The 16,055-nt window shown below is 43.5% G+C and carries 16 protein-coding genes and 1 tRNA gene; 8 read left to right on the forward strand and 9 right to left on the reverse strand.

The features are described 5' to 3' along the window. Positions 1-40: 40 nt before the first annotated feature. Positions 41-2,239: a malate synthase G gene (locus K5609_RS15745; protein ID WP_221074482.1), complete on the reverse strand. Its 2,199-nt coding sequence runs from the start codon at positions 2,237-2,239 to the stop codon at positions 41-43. A 296-nt stretch (positions 2,240-2,535) separates the two neighbouring features. Here K5609_RS15745 and K5609_RS15750 point away from each other — a divergent pair, with 296 nt between their 5' ends. Both K5609_RS15750 and K5609_RS15755 read left to right on the forward strand, forming a co-directional pair. After that, the gene (locus tag K5609_RS15750) at positions 2,536-3,453 is read left to right on the forward strand and encodes a hypothetical protein (protein ID WP_221074483.1); all 918 of its coding nucleotides are present in this window, start codon (positions 2,536-2,538) and stop codon (positions 3,451-3,453) included. Between the two features lie 38 nt (positions 3,454-3,491). Further along, positions 3,492-3,797, forward strand: a complete 306-nt coding sequence (locus K5609_RS15755; protein ID WP_221074484.1) for a 4a-hydroxytetrahydrobiopterin dehydratase — start codon at positions 3,492-3,494, stop codon at positions 3,795-3,797. A gap of 34 nt (positions 3,798-3,831) precedes the next feature. On the opposite strand, the gene K5609_RS15760 is transcribed toward K5609_RS15755, so the two are convergent. After that, positions 3,832-4,311: a YHS domain-containing (seleno)protein gene (locus K5609_RS15760; RefSeq protein WP_425514825.1), complete on the reverse strand. Its 480-nt coding sequence runs from the start codon at positions 4,309-4,311 to the stop codon at positions 3,832-3,834. A 107-nt stretch (positions 4,312-4,418) separates the two neighbouring features. On the opposite strand from K5609_RS15760, the gene K5609_RS15765 reads away from it, so the two are divergent. Next, positions 4,419-5,249: an AraC family transcriptional regulator gene (locus tag K5609_RS15765; RefSeq protein ID WP_221074486.1), complete on the forward strand. Its 831-nt coding sequence runs from the start codon at positions 4,419-4,421 to the stop codon at positions 5,247-5,249. 4 nt (positions 5,250-5,253) lie between these two features. Here K5609_RS15765 and K5609_RS15770 read toward each other — a convergent pair whose 3' ends face one another. Together K5609_RS15770 and K5609_RS15775 are read right to left on the reverse strand one after the other, a co-directional pair. Beyond that, the gene (locus tag K5609_RS15770) at positions 5,254-5,850 is read right to left on the reverse strand and encodes a uracil-DNA glycosylase family protein (RefSeq protein WP_246611871.1); all 597 of its coding nucleotides are present in this window, start codon (positions 5,848-5,850) and stop codon (positions 5,254-5,256) included. An 11-nt stretch (positions 5,851-5,861) separates the two neighbouring features. After that, positions 5,862-6,902: an NADP(H)-dependent aldo-keto reductase gene (locus K5609_RS15775; RefSeq protein WP_221077283.1), complete on the reverse strand. Its 1,041-nt coding sequence runs from the start codon at positions 6,900-6,902 to the stop codon at positions 5,862-5,864. Between the two features lie 215 nt (positions 6,903-7,117). On the opposite strand from K5609_RS15775, the gene K5609_RS15780 reads away from it, so the two are divergent. Together K5609_RS15780 and K5609_RS15785 are read left to right on the forward strand one after the other, a co-directional pair. Beyond that, positions 7,118-8,479 (forward strand): pullulanase-associated domain-containing protein, encoded by a 1,362-nt coding sequence (locus K5609_RS15780; protein WP_016402940.1) that lies wholly within the window; start codon positions 7,118-7,120, stop codon positions 8,477-8,479. Positions 8,480-8,596: 117 nt separating this feature from the next. Beyond that, positions 8,597-9,259: an HAD family hydrolase gene (locus K5609_RS15785; RefSeq protein ID WP_221074488.1), complete on the forward strand. Its 663-nt coding sequence runs from the start codon at positions 8,597-8,599 to the stop codon at positions 9,257-9,259. Between the two features lie 199 nt (positions 9,260-9,458). On the opposite strand, the gene bfr (K5609_RS15790) is transcribed toward K5609_RS15785, so the two are convergent. The 4 genes from bfr (K5609_RS15790) to K5609_RS15805 all read right to left on the reverse strand — a co-directional run bounded on the left by bfr (K5609_RS15790) (position 9,459) and on the right by K5609_RS15805 (position 12,789). After that, positions 9,459-9,926 carry a bacterioferritin gene (bfr, locus tag K5609_RS15790; RefSeq protein WP_221074489.1) on the reverse strand — a complete coding sequence of 156 codons (468 nt, stop codon included), beginning with the start codon at positions 9,924-9,926 and terminating at the stop codon, positions 9,459-9,461. Then, positions 9,926-10,405, reverse strand: a complete 480-nt coding sequence (gene bfr / locus K5609_RS15795; protein WP_163130670.1) for a bacterioferritin — start codon at positions 10,403-10,405, stop codon at positions 9,926-9,928. Before bfr (K5609_RS15795) ends, bfr (K5609_RS15790) begins: the two co-directional genes overlap by 1 nt. Positions 10,406-10,855: 450 nt before the next feature. Continuing rightward, positions 10,856-11,515: a monofunctional biosynthetic peptidoglycan transglycosylase gene (gene mtgA / locus K5609_RS15800; protein ID WP_246611872.1), complete on the reverse strand. Its 660-nt coding sequence runs from the start codon at positions 11,513-11,515 to the stop codon at positions 10,856-10,858. A gap of 71 nt (positions 11,516-11,586) precedes the next feature. Then, the gene (locus tag K5609_RS15805) at positions 11,587-12,789 is read right to left on the reverse strand and encodes a benzoate/H(+) symporter BenE family transporter (RefSeq protein WP_221074491.1); all 1,203 of its coding nucleotides are present in this window, start codon (positions 12,787-12,789) and stop codon (positions 11,587-11,589) included. A 124-nt stretch (positions 12,790-12,913) separates the two neighbouring features. On the opposite strand from K5609_RS15805, the gene K5609_RS15810 reads away from it, so the two are divergent. Then, complete coding sequence (locus tag K5609_RS15810; protein ID WP_221074492.1) at positions 12,914-13,492, forward strand: helix-turn-helix domain-containing protein; 579 nt, start codon at positions 12,914-12,916, stop codon at positions 13,490-13,492. 53 nt (positions 13,493-13,545) lie between these two features. On the opposite strand, the gene K5609_RS15815 is transcribed toward K5609_RS15810, so the two are convergent. Further along, positions 13,546-13,621 (reverse strand) — tRNA-Phe (locus K5609_RS15815). Positions 13,622-14,043: 422 nt separating this feature from the next. Between K5609_RS15815 and K5609_RS15820 the strand changes: the two genes are divergently transcribed. Together K5609_RS15820 and K5609_RS15825 are read left to right on the forward strand one after the other, a co-directional pair. Next, positions 14,044-14,493, forward strand: a complete 450-nt coding sequence (locus K5609_RS15820) for a Fur family transcriptional regulator (protein WP_221074493.1) — start codon at positions 14,044-14,046, stop codon at positions 14,491-14,493. Between the two features lie 87 nt (positions 14,494-14,580). After that, positions 14,581-16,020 (forward strand): peptidoglycan DD-metalloendopeptidase family protein, encoded by a 1,440-nt coding sequence (locus K5609_RS15825; protein WP_221074494.1) that lies wholly within the window; start codon positions 14,581-14,583, stop codon positions 16,018-16,020. Positions 16,021-16,055 lie beyond the last annotated feature (35 nt).

Raw genomic sequence — 16,055 nt, forward strand, 5'->3', positions numbered from 1 at the left:
CACCTGTTAAGGTGCTTTTTATTAATTGAAAACATTTACCCTATTGGGATTTAAATTCACGTCGCCACGCGTGTAACAAGGGCTCGGTATAGCCACTAGGCTGCTCACAGCCTTTAAATACCAAATCTAGTGCTGCTTGATAGGCACAACTGGTAGCAACATTGCCTGCCATATTCAAATAAGCGGGATCGCCACTGTTTTGCTCATCAACCAATGCGGCAATCACTTCGAAACGCTGCTTCACTATGTCTTCACTCACAATGTTGTGTTTTAACCAGTTTGCCACGTGCTGACTAGATATACGCAAGGTCGCGCGATCTTCCATTAAACCTACGCCATTAATATCTGGCACCTTAGAACAGCCAACGCCCTGCTCTACCCAACGAACAACATAACCAAGAATACCTTGGATGTTGTTATCTAGTTCAGCGATAAGTTGTTGCTCAGTCCACGTGGTATCGGTCGCCAATGGCGGCGTTAATAAGTCACCTAAGTAACGCTGATCGTCACTACTTAGCGCCTCTAATAGTTGATTTTGAATACTCGATACATTTACCTGGTGGTAATGCATCGCATGCAGCGTTGCCGCAGTGGGTGAAGGAACCCAGGCCGTGCTAGCGCCGCTTTCTGGGTGGGCTTGTTTAGCCTGCATCATAGCTGCCATCATCTCGGGCATGGCCCACATGCCTTTACCTATTTGTGCTTTGCCGTGCAAACCACAAGCAAGGCCGGCTTGAACATTGTTGAGTTCATAAGCTTTAATCCACACGCTTTCTTTTATATCACCTTTTGGCACCATAGCGCCGGCAGCCATGCTAGTGTGAATTTCATCCCCAGTTCTATCTAAGAAACCAGTGTTAATAAACACCACTCGCTGATGAGCTTCTGATATACACGCTTTTAAATTAACACTGGTGCGACGTTCTTCATCCATTATGCCCAATTTAATGGTGTTAGCTGTAAGACCGATAAGCTCTTCAACGGCTGCAAAAATTTGATTACTAAATGCAACCTCTTCTGGGCCATGCATCTTAGGTTTAACAATGTAAATCGACCCTTCGCGGGAGTTGCGATAAGGGCTATTTCCAAGCAAATCATGTTTAGCGATGAGGCTGGTAAACACAGCGTCAAGTAAACCTTCTGGAACCTCATTGCCCTTGGCGTCTAACATTAGGTTGTTGGTCATCAGGTGACCCACGTTACGCACAAACATTAACGAGCGTCCACTTAAGCTAAAGCCGTGACCTTGAGTATTAATGTATTGGCGGTTAGGCGCCAGCTCGCGAGTAATCTGTTTGCCGTTTTTGGTTAAGCTTTCATTCAATGTTCCGCACATTAAACCTAACCAGTTTTTGTAAACTTCCACTTTATCTTCGGCGTCTACCGCGGCAATAGAGTCTTCACAATCCATAATGGTGGTAAGTGCTGACTCCAATACAATGTCTTTTACATTGGCACTGTCTTGCGCGCCAATTTGGTGTTCTTCATCAAACTGGATTTCAATATGTAGCCCATGGTGTTGCAACAAAATCGCCGAAGGCTGCTCAGCATCTCCTTGGTAGCCCGCAAGGTGAGAGGCTTCTTCCAAGGTGGTATTCGAACCGTCTTTAAGACCTACCAATAAACCACCAGAAAGCACGCTGTATTTGGTTGCATCAGCATGGCTGCCATGAGCCAAGGGACAATGTTTATCAAGTAATGCGCGGCCATAAGCAATAACCGCTTCTCCACGCGCAGGGTTATAGGCAGAGCCGGGGGCAAGCTCACCACTTTGCTCAATCACATCGGTACCATAGAGCGCATCATACAAACTGCCCCAGCGAGCATTAGCAGCATTTAAGGCATAGCGAGCATTCATTACCGGTACCACCAACTGGGGGCCTGCTAATAGAGCTAGTTCACGGTCTACTTTTGATGTAGCAAGGCTAACTTGATCAGGCGCTTTAACCAGATAATTAATATCTTGTAGAAACTGCTGGTAAGCTTGAGTATCGATGGGGGCTGGATGCTGCTGATGCCATTGGTCAATTTGGCTTTGTAAGCTATCACGCTTAGCCAACAAATCTTGGTTTTTATTAATGAAGTGATCTAAATAGGCTTCTAGCCCAGACCAAAAGCTGTCTTGCTCAACACCAGAGTTTGGCAAAACATCCTGATTAATAAACTGATAAAGCAAATTCGATACTTGGTAGTGTTCCAGCTGATGATAGCTAGATGCGTTATTAGTCGGTTTACTCATCAAACGTTCCTTTATTTTATAGTTATTATGTAGTTAACGAAGTTAGAACTTCGCTAATTGGTTCATGTTACCCTTAACAGTGTTGCAAGCCCGACGAGTAACTCGACGCGCAATAGATTTCAGATTAGCATCCCATACTCGGCCCATGAATAACAATTGGCCAAATGTAGCATTTGCAATCATACATCTCTTTGCTAGTATTTTTCAAACACTCGTTTGAATCTGTTTCTAACTTGCGTTTCAATCTGTAAATAACACCGCGCTAGCACAGCGTATAACCAAAATGGGGCAAGGACTTGCTAAGGTTTATCACTCGCTACTCTACTCAGCTATTAGCCAGCTGTGTTTTCATCGGCTTTGCGCTGCCTAACTTCTCTAATGCCTTACTGCCTTTTTTACCGGCGGTACTGTTTGCTTTAATGTTATTTACCATCGTAAGTTTGAACATCAAAACCTTAGTTAAAGACTTAGCCCAAACATCAATTTGGCTTTACGCAATTTGGCATACGCTTGGTTTAAGCGCTTTGATCATGCTAATTGCTTGGTTTTTCAATGTTAACAGCCAACTCTACTTGGCCATTGCAGCCACTTGCGCTACCGGTTCTCTGTTTGCCAGTCCAGCGATAGTGCGCTCTATAGGCTTAGATGCTCAACGCTGTATGGCTATGACAATTGCGTCTACTTTGTTAATGCCTGGCGTATTACTGCTTAATAGTCATCTGTTTAGCCACTTTAGTCATAGCGAGCAATTGCAACTAGACATGCAGGTTTATGGCCAACGTTTAGCAATTTTCATCATATTACCTATTATTATCAGTTTGTTACTGCACAAACTGCTCAAGCAACAACTGATCGACAAGGCCCTTATTCAGGTCCGGCCGGTAACCATAGTATTGGTGTTTTTTTTCCCTTTGGGTCTAATGGGAGCATTTCGCGAGGTGTATAACACCAGCCCAGCAGTAGCCTTAGAGTATTTGGCCATTGCCAGTGCAGCCTGTTTAATTGCTTTTGTTGCTAGCTTTTTGTTGTACCTAAATAAAGGAAAAGAGCTCGCCATAATTAGTGGGGTAACTGCCACTAATCGTAATGTTTTGCTCACCTATAGTATTACCGGTAGCTTTTTAGGGATTGAATACATGATTTATATGGGGGCAATTCAGCTGCCAGTGTATTTGTTGCCAATGCTAGTAAAACTGACTTCACGCTCTCACTAAACTAATCTTATAGGTAATCAAACAAGTTAGAGGTAATTATGAGTGAGCATGCGCTAAGCCAACCAGCTATTCACCTAGCCTTAAAACACCTACCGACTTGGCAGTACCAAAATAACTTTATCGTAAACTCTTATCGGTTTAAAAACTTTGCACAAGCCTTTGAATTTATGGGAAGAGTAGCTGATTACGCAGAGCAGCAAAACCATCATCCAGATTGGTCCAACTGCTATAACAAGGTCGATATTTCATTAACCACCCACGAATTAGGCGGAGTAAGTGAACGTGACTTTAAATTGGCCACACTTATCGAAGACTTGTACCAACAATACTATCTCACCAAGTAGGCAATGCTAATTGATGAGATAGTGATAGATGCAATTAAAGTTTAGCGGCATCTACGGCTTTTATTTCTGGCCAATTCTGGTTGGCGTCCACAATCAATTCACCAGTGTTTTCTAACCAACGCTGTTGAACCTTTTTATCAAGGTTAAGGTAAAGCTTGCCGTCGACAATTTTCCATGCGGTTGGGTCGGTATCAAACTTCTTCTCCATGGCTACGCCAAAGGCACAATAACCACCGTATTGAGGCGCGTACTTAGCTGGGTCAGCTTTAAATGCATCACGATTGTCTGCTGATGCAAAATGGTAGATAGCATTATTGTGAGTGGCGGTATAGCTATTGTTACCTTGGGTTGGCTGACCACTGACAAAGTAAGCAACTGGATCATAGCCCTTAATGGCTAAATCATTGGCGTCTACGCTCATGCCTACATCGGCAGCAAAGCTAAAGCTGCTAACCGCTAGAGCAGCGGCAAGTAAGCTGGTACGAGTAAGTGCTTTTAGTGTATTCATTTTCATTCTCCAAATAGTTGTGTGCTAAGCGACAATGAAACATTAACGGCTTGCTCCGGTCTGTTGGGATACAATCGTTCAGCATTTAGTGCAAAAAGTACGGAATAACTAAAATGGACCAACTTTCTGGCCTACTCAGACAGTTTTCAATCAGTGCAGGTGTTTTTTATTCAGGGCAATTATGTGGCTTATCAGATGTAGCCACGGGGAATGAACTCGTTGGACACATTCATGTATTGCGCTCTGGCAGGCTAAGTATTCAAAGCAAGCAACAACCGTTAGAGGTAGTTGCGCCAAGTTTAATTTTCTTTCCTCAGCCACAAGCCCATCGACTTGTAGTGGATGACCAACAACCGGCAGAACTGGTGTGCGCGACAATTCAATACGACAATGCCAATCACAGTGCCTTAGCCAATGCCTTACCTGAGAAAATGGTGCTATCGCTCAGTCAACAGCCTCAATTCGCCCGCACCATTGAATTACTTTTTAGCGAAGCCTTTGAGACTGACCAGGGCTCGTTAGTGATTATGGATAAGTTAGTGGAAGTCCTTGTTACTCTATTGCTACGCCACAATATTAATCAACAAAGCAAACACTCTGGTTTAATTGCTGGCTTATTGCACCCCAAACTGTCGCAAGCTTTAGCAGCAATGCATCAACAAGCTGCTTCAGAGCATTCCGTTGAATGGCTAGCAGAGCAAGCGGCGATGTCACGCACTAGCTTTATCGAATGCTTTAAGCAAACCATTGGCTGCTCACCGGGTGACTATTTAGTGGAATGGAAAATCAATCAAGCCAAGCAGCTGCTTAAGCGAGGAAAGCCGATTGCTTGGGTTGTTTCAGAAGTAGGCTACCAAAGTGTCTCTGGTTTCACCCGAGCATTTAGAGCCAATACAAATATGTCTCCCAAACAATGGTTAGATGAACATAGCTCCAGCAAGTAGGCAGCTAAGCTAATACCTGCTTAACTTGGTTTTGCAGTTTAGGCACTAGATCTTGCTCAAACCATGGGTGCTTAGCAAACCAATGGCGATTACGCGGTGAAGGATGAGGTAATGGCCATATGCCTTGGGCTGCATAATGCTGATAACCAAGAACATTTTCGCTTAGCGTAGTTTTTGAATCGGTTGGCAAATACAGCGCCTGGGCGTATTGGCCAATCAACAAAGTAAGCTCAACCTTGTTGAGCTGTTCGATGATTTGTTGATGCCAGGTATCAAAACATAGCTTCGGTGGCGGCAAGTCTCCCTGTTTACCCTTGCCGGGGTAACAAAAAGCCGAAGGAACAATTGCCACTAACTCTGAGTTATAAAATGTCTCTGGTTCTAAGCCCAACCACTGACGTAAACGCTTACCACTGGCGTCATCCCAAGGCACGCCACTTTTGTGCACTTTAATGCCGGGAGCTTGACCAATAATCAACATCTTAGATTGAACACTAGCCTGCACCACCGGGCGTGGTTCAAGCTGTTTTTCACACAAACGGCAGGCGTTTATCCGCGCTAGCAATTGCTTAAGGCTTTCGGAACGATCTCCTATGATCATCGGCTCACGCATTAGGGGCAAGGGATCCTGTACTGATCACCCAGTTCTTGAATCCGCTGTTCCAATTGATCGGACATCAACACTTTAGTACTACTCAAGTTTTCTTTGAGCTGTTCAAGGTTCGTGGCACCAATAATATTAGCTCCAACAAAGCTACGTTGATTGACAAATGCCAAGGCTAACTGGGCAGGACTTAATTCAAATTCACGCGCTAAATCGACATAATGCTGAATCGCTTGTTGAGCTTCTGCGCCATAGCGAGCAAAACGCTTATATAAGGTGAGTCGTGCACCTTCGGGCCATTGATCATTCAAATACTTCCCAGTTAGTGCACCAAATGCTAATGGGGAATAAGCTAATAAAGGAATATTCTCGCGATGCGACACTTCCGCTAAGGCAACTTCAAAACTACGATTAAGCAAATTGTAAGGGTTCTGGATCGAGACGATCTTTGGCAAGTTATGCTTCTCAGCTAAATGAACATAACGCATTGCCCCCCAAGGTGTTTCATTAGAGATCCCCAGGTAGCGGATCTTTCCAGAATTAACCAGATCAGCTAAGGCTTCTAGCGTTTCTATAATAGGTGTTTGATCAGCGCCTTCTTGGTGCTGATAATTTAACTGGCCAAAAAAGTTAGTTGCACGATCTGGCCAATGAACTTGGTAAAGATCAAGGTAATCGGTTTGCAATCGATTTAAAGAGTCTTCTACCGCTTGATGAATACCATTCCAGGTAAGTCGCATATCTTGGCGAATATAACCACCGCGATCGGATTTAGAAGGTGCAGCAACCTTTGAGGCTAAGATCAACTCGTCTCGGCATTTTCGCCGTGTTAAGTAATTGCCAATGATGGTCTCAGTGTCACCTTGGGTGCTTTGTTGGGGAGGCACTGGGTACATTTCTGCTGTATCGATAAAATTAACCCCATGCGCCAAAGCATAATCAAGTTGATCAAATGCTTGATCTTGAGAATTCTGCTCACCCCAAGTCATTGTTCCTAAGCAAATTTCGCTCACTCGCAAATTTGACTCGCCTAATTGACGATATTTCATCATGCAATCCTCATAAGGTCAGACAATTTCTTTTTGACGTTAAAAACAATTAGCAGTAAAAACTGGACATTTTTTCTGCTAAAACCTTTAGCAATTGGAGCTAAGTCTATTTTTCTTTAAAATTTAACACCATATTGGTGATCTAGTTGCTACTTCTTTACTGTTTTTTTAGTTATTATGGGTTCATGCGACTTAAACAAGTTAATGGAGTAATTGTGCAGAGAGCATCCATATTTATATTACTTTTCTGGTGTATTAGTACAGTTGCCAGTGCAGATAGCGTAACTGTTCACTACAAGAGCATTAATAACAACTATGATGGTTGGGGTTTACATATCTGGGCCGGTGAAGAAATGGTGAATGGCAAACAAGTTGGTGCTAGAACCGATTTCCGTTTGCGTAAAGGCACCACCCCTGGCGACCCGTTAATGCCGAGCAAGTTTGACGACTTCGGTGTAGCCTTTACCATTCCTGTACGTAAAGATGCTAAACAATTCTCATACACGTTGACTAATGGTGAACTACACCATATGAACGTTGAAGAATGGAAGTGGATCAAAAGCAAGCATGGTTTAGAGATTTGGATTGTAGAAAAAGATCCGAAGATATACACCGGCGTGCCAAGACAGTTTGCTAAAAGTGCTACAACGCAAACGGCAAAAACCACAACTACTTCAGCTAAGCCTAAAGCAGTACTGCCACCGCCAGTGCCTAAAGCTAAAGCAACAACCACTACAGCCAAGGTCGCTGCCAAGCCTAAGCCTACTCCTAAACCGGTTGCGAAGAGTACAGGTCCAAGCCCAGAAATGACGCGTACTTTAAACTTGCTTAAGAACGATTTAAGCAAAAAGAATAAGACTATTAACAAGCTTCAGTCTGCGCTAAACGATACTCAAAAAATCAACCAGCGTTTACAAAACGACTTAAACAGCAAGTTGATTGATTACCAAGCGTTACTGCAACTTAACGACAAAATAAGCAACGAAAACCGCACATTAACTGCGTCTAACCAAAGCTTATATGCGCAAGTTGAACAGGCTGGTAGCAGCAATGCCGAAGCTCAGTTGTTAGAGCGAAATCAGCAGCTTGAAAAACAACTCGCTGGCGTTAATGAGCAAGTTCTTGGTTTACAGAAAACCATTGCTGAAAACACCGGTAACTCTGAGCAACAAAAACAATTGCAAGAGCAGTTTAACCAAATGCAAACGCAACGAGATGAGCTACGAGCAGACAACAACAAGTTAAGTGCTCATATTGTAGAACTTGTACAACGCTCGGAAAATGCTGGCCAAGCCCAAGAATCAGGCATTGCTTGGTGGTTATTCGGCGCGGTAGTTGCGGTACTAGTGGTATTAATTGGTCTAGTCTTCTTGGCAACCAGCAAGCGTTACAAAGATCTTCAGTTAGATATGGAAGATGCGCTTAAACGTAAAGAAGAAGAAATCAAAACCGAGAAAATTTACGCTGCAGCTGCTAACGAGAAGCTACGCAAGGTACTTCACGGTGAAGCGCAACAACGCAGTTGGGCGCCAGTACCAGATGGCTTACCAGAGAATCTCAAAAAAGATACTGCATAAAATAACAAGGCCAGCTCAGCTGGCCTTTTCTTTACCCTCAATAAAATTTAGCCATTGAGCTATCCTTCAGTTTTCCTTAGCATCGTCTTTAGTCGCTCACTCGTGAAAGAGGCCTTTGTGGAACTACATATATTCGATTTAGATGAAACACTGATTGCTGGAGACAGCGGCGTACTATGGCATCAATTTCTAGTACAGGAAGGAGTAGTTACCCAAGTAGGTTTTCTTGAGCAAGACGCTGCAATGATGCAGCAATATGCTTTAGGCGAGCTAGCCCTAGAGCAATACATATCTTTCAGTTTAACTCCGATAAAACACCTTAGTAGTGAGCAAGTTGACCGCTTAGTAAGTCACTTTGTTCGCCAGCAAGTTAATCGTATTGTCTACCCACAAGGCCAAGTATTAATCTCTCAGTTAAAGCAAAGCCATGAAGTACTTATAATCTCCGCTACAGTTAGCTTTATCGTTAACCAGGTTGCGCAATTACTAGGTGTTGAACATCATTTAGGCGTTGATTTATATGCCGATCAGGGAAAGTACACAGAACAAATACAAGGTGTTGCTAGCTTTCGAGAAGGTAAAGTCACACGGCTTAAGCAATGGCTCACTGATCAGTCAAGGCAGTACTCATCAATCAGCTTTTATTCTGACTCAATTAACGACCAGCCCTTACTAGAGTATGCGGACAATGCTTACACGGTTAACCCCTGCCCTAAGCTTAAACAGCTCGCTTTAGAGCGGAACTGGACGCAGTTTAGCTGGCAGCTCCAATCGTACTAAGTAACAGTTCACTCTATCTGGTTAAAATACTCGATAACTGCGTTAGAATTTTTGATTGTAGAATAACTACTTATCGAAAAATCCTGCCTTATTCTCGAGTATTTTTCCTGCGTTTTTTTGAACACTTACTTAGTGTGATTGGTATAAAACAAAAAATGAGAGCAATAGCTCTCGTTTTTAAATCAGTAGGAAGCAATTTTTACATTTGGCTTTGTAGGTAATTCTCTAAGCCAATTTTCTTAATTAACCCTAGCTGCTGCTCTAACCAGTAAGCGTGGTCCATCTCAGTATCGTCAATCAGGGTTTGCAAGATATTACGAGTCACATAGTCTTGCTTTAACTCACAAAGGGCCATTGCTTCTTTTAATAAGGCATCAACTTCATACTCAACCTCTAAATCATTCTCAAGCATGCTTGGCACATCACTACCAATACGTAAAGGCTCACGCTTACTTAAGTCAGGCGTGCCTTCTAAGAACAAAATACGTTGAATAAGCAGTGAGGCATGACCTTTCTCGTCATCAAACTCATGGTCGATACGCTCATATAACTTATTTAGGCCCCAGTCTTCATACATACGTGAATGGATAAAGTACTGATCCATTGCCGTTAGTTCATTCATTAACAAGCGGTTTAGCGCATCAATAACTTCATTATTACCTTTCATTAGTCATCTCCTTCGGTAATTTGAGCAGCTAAATAATTTTCTAGGCCCATTTTTTCAATTTGATACTGCTGAGTTTCAATCCAATCAATATGGTCTTCTTCATAATCTAAGATTTCTTCTAACAAATCTCGACTGACAAAGTCTTTAGCCTGTTCACAATCGGCAATCGCTTGTTTGATGATTGGTAATTGTTCCAGCTGGAAGTCCATATCACATTGCAGCATTTCCTCGGTAGCTTCACCAATGCGCAATACACCTAACATGTGTGCATGAGGCAAACCTTCAAGGAACAATATTCGCTCCATTAATTTGTCGGCTTGCTTCATATCCTTAATCGATTTTTTATAATTGCGCTCATTCAGCGCTTCTAGGCCCCAGTTTTTATACATTCTGGCATGTAAAAAATACTGATTAATCGAAGTAAGTTCTGAAACTAACACCTTATTTAACAAAGCAATTATATTTGGTTCGGCTTTCATTACTGCGCTCCAAGCTGCCAATTTTAGGTATCGAAAAAGTATACACCCTAACTCAGCACGCTGCATATTATATTTACATTTCATTAACTTGCGACAAGGGTAATGAAAACCCTTATCATTTACATTTGAATTTGGAGTCCAGTTCTACACCAAAACTAAAATCGAATTGACGGTCACACTCTTCAGCGATTGTGCAAAAAAACAGCGTTCAATATTGATCTAAAACAAATCCAAGAATTCAGCCTTTGCTCAATATTTAGTATAATTGCTCTGAATCGAACCCCAGGGATGGCTAAACTCAAGTGAGGTCATTATGTTCTTTGGATTCTTAAAAACACTCTCAAAAGCTAGCCTTATTGCGGTCTCAGTATTTGTCATATTGCTTTGTCTAAAGCTGTCATCACAGTTCGCTATAGGTCTTTTCCAAGCAGCGCTTTAATCAGCCGCAAGCTAGTAACGACTCAGCTCTAAAGACCCTAATTGGCGCATTTGTTGGCGAATCCACGAGACTCGCTGGCTCATAAATGCGCTTTTAGGACTTATCGAGTAACGGTAGGGACTTGGCAGCAAGGCTACCAAGCTAGCTGTCTGATGAGCACTGAGTTGTTCTGATGATAGATTAAAGTAATGCTGGCTAGCGGCCTCTACCCCATAAATACCTGGGCCAAACTCAGCAATATTTAGATAGAGTTCTAGTATCCTTGATTTAGATAGATTTAACTCTAGCAAACCTGCAAAGCCGAATTCTACTGCCTTTCGCCAATAGCTTTGACTAGGCCATAACCACAGATTCTTGGCAGTTTGTTGAGTAATAGTGCTCCCGCCTCTCAATCGCCCACCTTCTCGATTGCTTTTATAAGCTCTCCTGATAGCCAAAAAATCTACGCCATAGTGTGCGAAAAAGCGCTGATCTTCTGCTGCAACCACCGCCAAGGGCATTGACTTGCTGATGCTAGTTAATGCTACCCACTGGTGTTCAATTTGCTCAGGGTAAGAAGTGGGAGGGAACCAAGCACGGTGTATGCGCCAAGACCAAATTGGTGGATCAATCCAACGTAAGGCTAACACCATCAACTCAGCAAACAGAGCAAGTAGCAGAAAGCCCTTCAATAAATAGATGCTTAAACGTTTAATCAACGAGGTAGTCAATCATATTTGTGATGTTTCAACCTTAAAATAAGCTAGGCTTTATTGCCAGCTTCACAGCTCTGTTCAACTACCTCTGCTAAATCGCCACGAGAAAAGAAGTAATGTACAAACAAACCTAAGCTTAAGCCCCAAAACGCGCTGGCAATGCCAAACAAGTTGACCGATGAAGCGGTTACCAAAAAAGTAATGGCGGCCGCCTCTCTGCCCTTTGAGCTAGCTAAGGCAGTAGATAAACTGTTTGCGATGGTGCTTATAAGCGCTAAACCGGCAATAGCCACCACCAACTCTTGAGGAAAAGCGGCAAACAAACTCACCACAGTTGCTCCCATCAAGCCCACCAGTAGATAAAAGACGCCTGCCCAAATAGAAGCATAATAACGTTTACTGGGATCTTCATCGGCCTCTTTACCCATGCAAATTGCAGCAGTAATGGCCGACAAATTAAAGGCAAAACCTCCAAATGGCGCTAACAGCAATCCTGCGATACCTGTCCAAGAGATCAGTGAAGAAATAGCCGGCCGATATCCATTGCCATGCAAAGCCGCGATACCGGGCATATTTTGCGAGGCCATGGTGACCACAAACAAGGGCAAGCCCACTCCTAACATTGCTTGCCATGAGAATGACGGACTAATCCACACCGGCATGGCTAGCTCTAAAGTCACTGAAGAGAACGCCAGTAAACCCAAGTAAAAAGCTGCTGTAATGCCTACCGCTAAGGTAATCAGCATAACGTAGCGTGGGGCATACAATTTGCCAATTAGGTAGCAAGCCAGCATGCTGGCAACCAATATCAATTGGCTCTCTAGAGATTGAAACAACTGCAAACTAAATTGCAATAACACCCCAGCCAACATGGCGGAGGCTACTGATTGAGGGACCCAACGGATCAGCTTATCCATCAAACCACTTAAACCCACTAAAGTTATTAATAGCGAGCTAAACAAAAACGCACCAATCGCTTGGTTAACCGAGAGGCCGGATAAACTAGTCACCAGCAACGCTGCTCCAGGCGTAGACCAAGCAGTAAGGATCGGCTTTTTGTGATACCAAGAAAAACCGATACTAGTCGCGCCCATTCCAATACCCAAAGCCCACAACCATGAACTAATTTGCTGCTCGCTTGCTCCAGCCGAAGCAGCAGCTTGAAACACAATAACTGCTGAGCTGGTATAGCCCACTAATACTGCGATAAATCCAGCCGACACTCGTGATAATACAAACCAGTCACGCATAGCTACTCCTTGGCTTAACGGTAAACTCACCCATGTTTCCGTGCGCTATAACGCACGAACTAGACAAGCCTAGCACCTGTGCGTTATAACGTACAAGACTATTTTTTCAACAAGTAGGTTATTTTTGCAGGCCTTAAATCAGTATCTCGCGTCGGCTCTCAAGCAGCAGCGCAAACACAAGCAGTGGAGCTTAGATGCCGCAGCCAATAAAACCGGTGTGAGTAAAGCCATGTTAGGACAAATAGAACGTGGTGAATCCAGCCCCACTATCGCCACACTGTGGAAAATAGCAGGAGGGTTTAATACCTCCTTATCAACCTTTTTAGAGCCAGAACTCGCTGAACAAGCTCAACCAGAAATTCGCAGCGCTGATCAACTCCGACAACAACCAGCCAGCGATGACATGTTAGTGGCGACTCTCTTCCCTTATGATGAAAAGTACGGCTTTGAGATGTACGAACTCACCTTGCTAGAGAACTATCAACGAGTATCCGAGCCCCACGAAGCAGGAGTAAGCGAACATGTGATTGTGACTAGTGGGGAGATGGAAGTTTTGGCAAACGGGCAATGGAACAAGCTCAGCCAAGGGCAAGCTTTGCGCTTTGCCGGCGATAAACCACACGGTTACAGAAATTTAAACAAGCAAGCGGCAGTGTTTCATTGTTTAATTCACTATTCGCGCAGTAAACCTCAGCAGAGCTAAACCCAAGGTTTTAAACGAAAAAAGCCTGCTAAATTTAGCAGGCTTTTTAAATGTGGTGCCCGGAGGCGGAATCGAACCACCGACACGAGGATTTTCAATCCTCTGCTCTACCGACTGAGCTATCCGGGCAACGGCGGCTATTAAACGTTTTTAGACGAAACAAGTCAACCGCTTTTTCTCAATTAAAGTTCGAGTGCTTACAAAGCGAACAAACTAAATAAAAAACCAGCAATTCCAATCAAGCCTTTATCCACAATAGCTTCAAACACTAATCACTCGCGCTGTTTTGCTCAGTATTTTTCGTATCTTCACTCAGTTAAGTAACTATGGCGGAAGTGATATACTCAACGAACACAGCCATTTAAACCTGTCGCCAATCGGCGACGGAATTTAGCGCTTTATTTACAACAACTTAAATAAACTATCAAAAAGCATGACTAAGTCGATAGTTGACCTTACAAAACTTGCCTATAAGCAATGATTGTTATAATGTAACGCTCAAATTTTGTGGGTGTATTTCGCTCATCAGCTAAATTCTATTTCGGTAAAGCATGTCTACAGCCAATTATATACAACGTGTCAGTGATTACTGTAGCCAAAATAAGCTTAAGTTCACGCCAAATCGTGCAGCAGTGTTGGCTATTCTTCATCAGCATCAACAAGCACTTAGCGCTTACGATATTTTGGCAAAGCTGCAACAGCAGCAACAAAATACTAAGCCACCAACGGTATATCGCGCTTTAGATTTTTTATTGCAATACCACTTCATTCAACATATTGAATCAAGTAGCCGTTACATCATTGGCCACCAGCATGCCCCGTTTACTCCACAACCCTTGCTTATTTGCACCGACTGTAAATCTGTCACTCAAATAAGCTTGTCTGAATCATTAAAAATTGAATTAGACCAGTTTGCCGGGCAGCAAGGCTTTAGATTGCATTCACAAAGTTACGAATTCCAAGGGCTTTGCTCTGGTTGCCAACAAGGGCAAGTGTCGTGAATAGCACCACGAACCAGCAAAAGTTGCTCACTAGTATTAATACAATAACAGCTGCGTTAAGACAGCGTTTATTAGGTAAAAGATTGTATGTTTGACAGTAAAACTCGTTTGTTTGGTCGCCCTAGCAGGCTTCCCAATAAACATTGGCAGCTCATTATCGCCTGCGGTGCACTGGTGGGTATTGCCAGTATTTGGCCTAGCCCCAAACAAGTAAGTAGCACCAGCCGCCAGCTAATCGAACTGCCGCAAAACGACTTTAAGGCAGAGTCCGACGGCATCACATTTAGCCTAGCCAGTAGCTCTAATGAAGCCATCGATATGGTAAAACAGAATACTCAAGCTGAACCCAGTGCCGAGCAGTTTAGACAAGCAGCTGAATCGCCAGTTGTGGACCAACAAAACAAAAGTGAACCAGCACTCGCTGCTGCAAAGCCAGAGCCTGAACAAGCTGAAGTTTTAGGCGAGCGTAGCTATCAATACACTATTGAGAAAGGCGATACCTTAGGTAAAATTTTCACTCGTTTTAACATAGACCAAACCACTATGTATCAAGTACTAGAAGCCGATATTTCGGTACTAGCTTTAGATACCTTAAGTCCTGGTCATGATCTTACCTTTACCATCGACCACGACAATCAACAGCTGTTGGCCTTACAACTTGCCTTTAATCCGGCGCAAAAAATCATATTTAAGCGTGTGGATGCAAGCAGCTTCGAATACGAAACCATTAATATTGAAGGGCAATGGCAAAAACAAGCCATAGCGGGCACCATTGAAGGTAGCTTTTACGTATCTGCCCGTAAAGCTGGCTTAAGCCCAAGCGAAGTAGAGCAAGTGGCGCAAATGTTTAAAGACAAACTGCGTTTTTCTCGTGATTTTAGAGCGGGCGATGTATTTCAAGTAGTGCGAAACCGCCAGTATATTGATGACGAACTAACCGGCCAAAGTGAGATTAGTGCGGTGCGCATTTTTAACCGCGGCAACGAATACAGCGCCTACTTGTTTAGTAATGGTAACTATTATGACAAAGATGGCGAAAGCCTAGCGCGCGCCTTTATGCGTGTACCGCTTAAAGGGGCTCATCGCGTTACTTCTGGTTTTAATCCACGTCGCAAGCACCCAATTACCGGGCGTATTTCACCGCATAACGGTGCCGATTTTGGCCTTGCCATTGGCACTCCAGTATTAGCCGCTGGTGATGGCGTAGTAACTCGAGTAGAAAACCACCCTTATGCGGGTAAGTACATCGTGATTCAACACGGCGGTAAGTATCGCTCTCGCTATCTACATTTAAACAAGTTTAAAGTTCGCAAAGGCCAGCGAGTGACTCGCGGCCAAGTGATTGCAGACTCTGGCAATACCGGCCGCTCAACGGGTCCGCACCTGCATTACGAGTTCCATATAAACGGCCGAGCGGTTAACCCAATGACCGCAAAAATCCCCCTCGCCTCAGCCATTGATAAGCAGGAGCGCGCCGAGTTCAACCAGCTGGTGAGCAATATGAATAATTTGATTGCAGCTGGCTAAGCCACCTCGCTAACTCTTTAAAAACGGACCTTAAT

It is taken from the genome of Agarivorans aestuarii, assembly GCF_019670125.1.
GTDB lineage: Bacteria > Pseudomonadota > Gammaproteobacteria > Enterobacterales > Celerinatantimonadaceae > Agarivorans > Agarivorans aestuarii.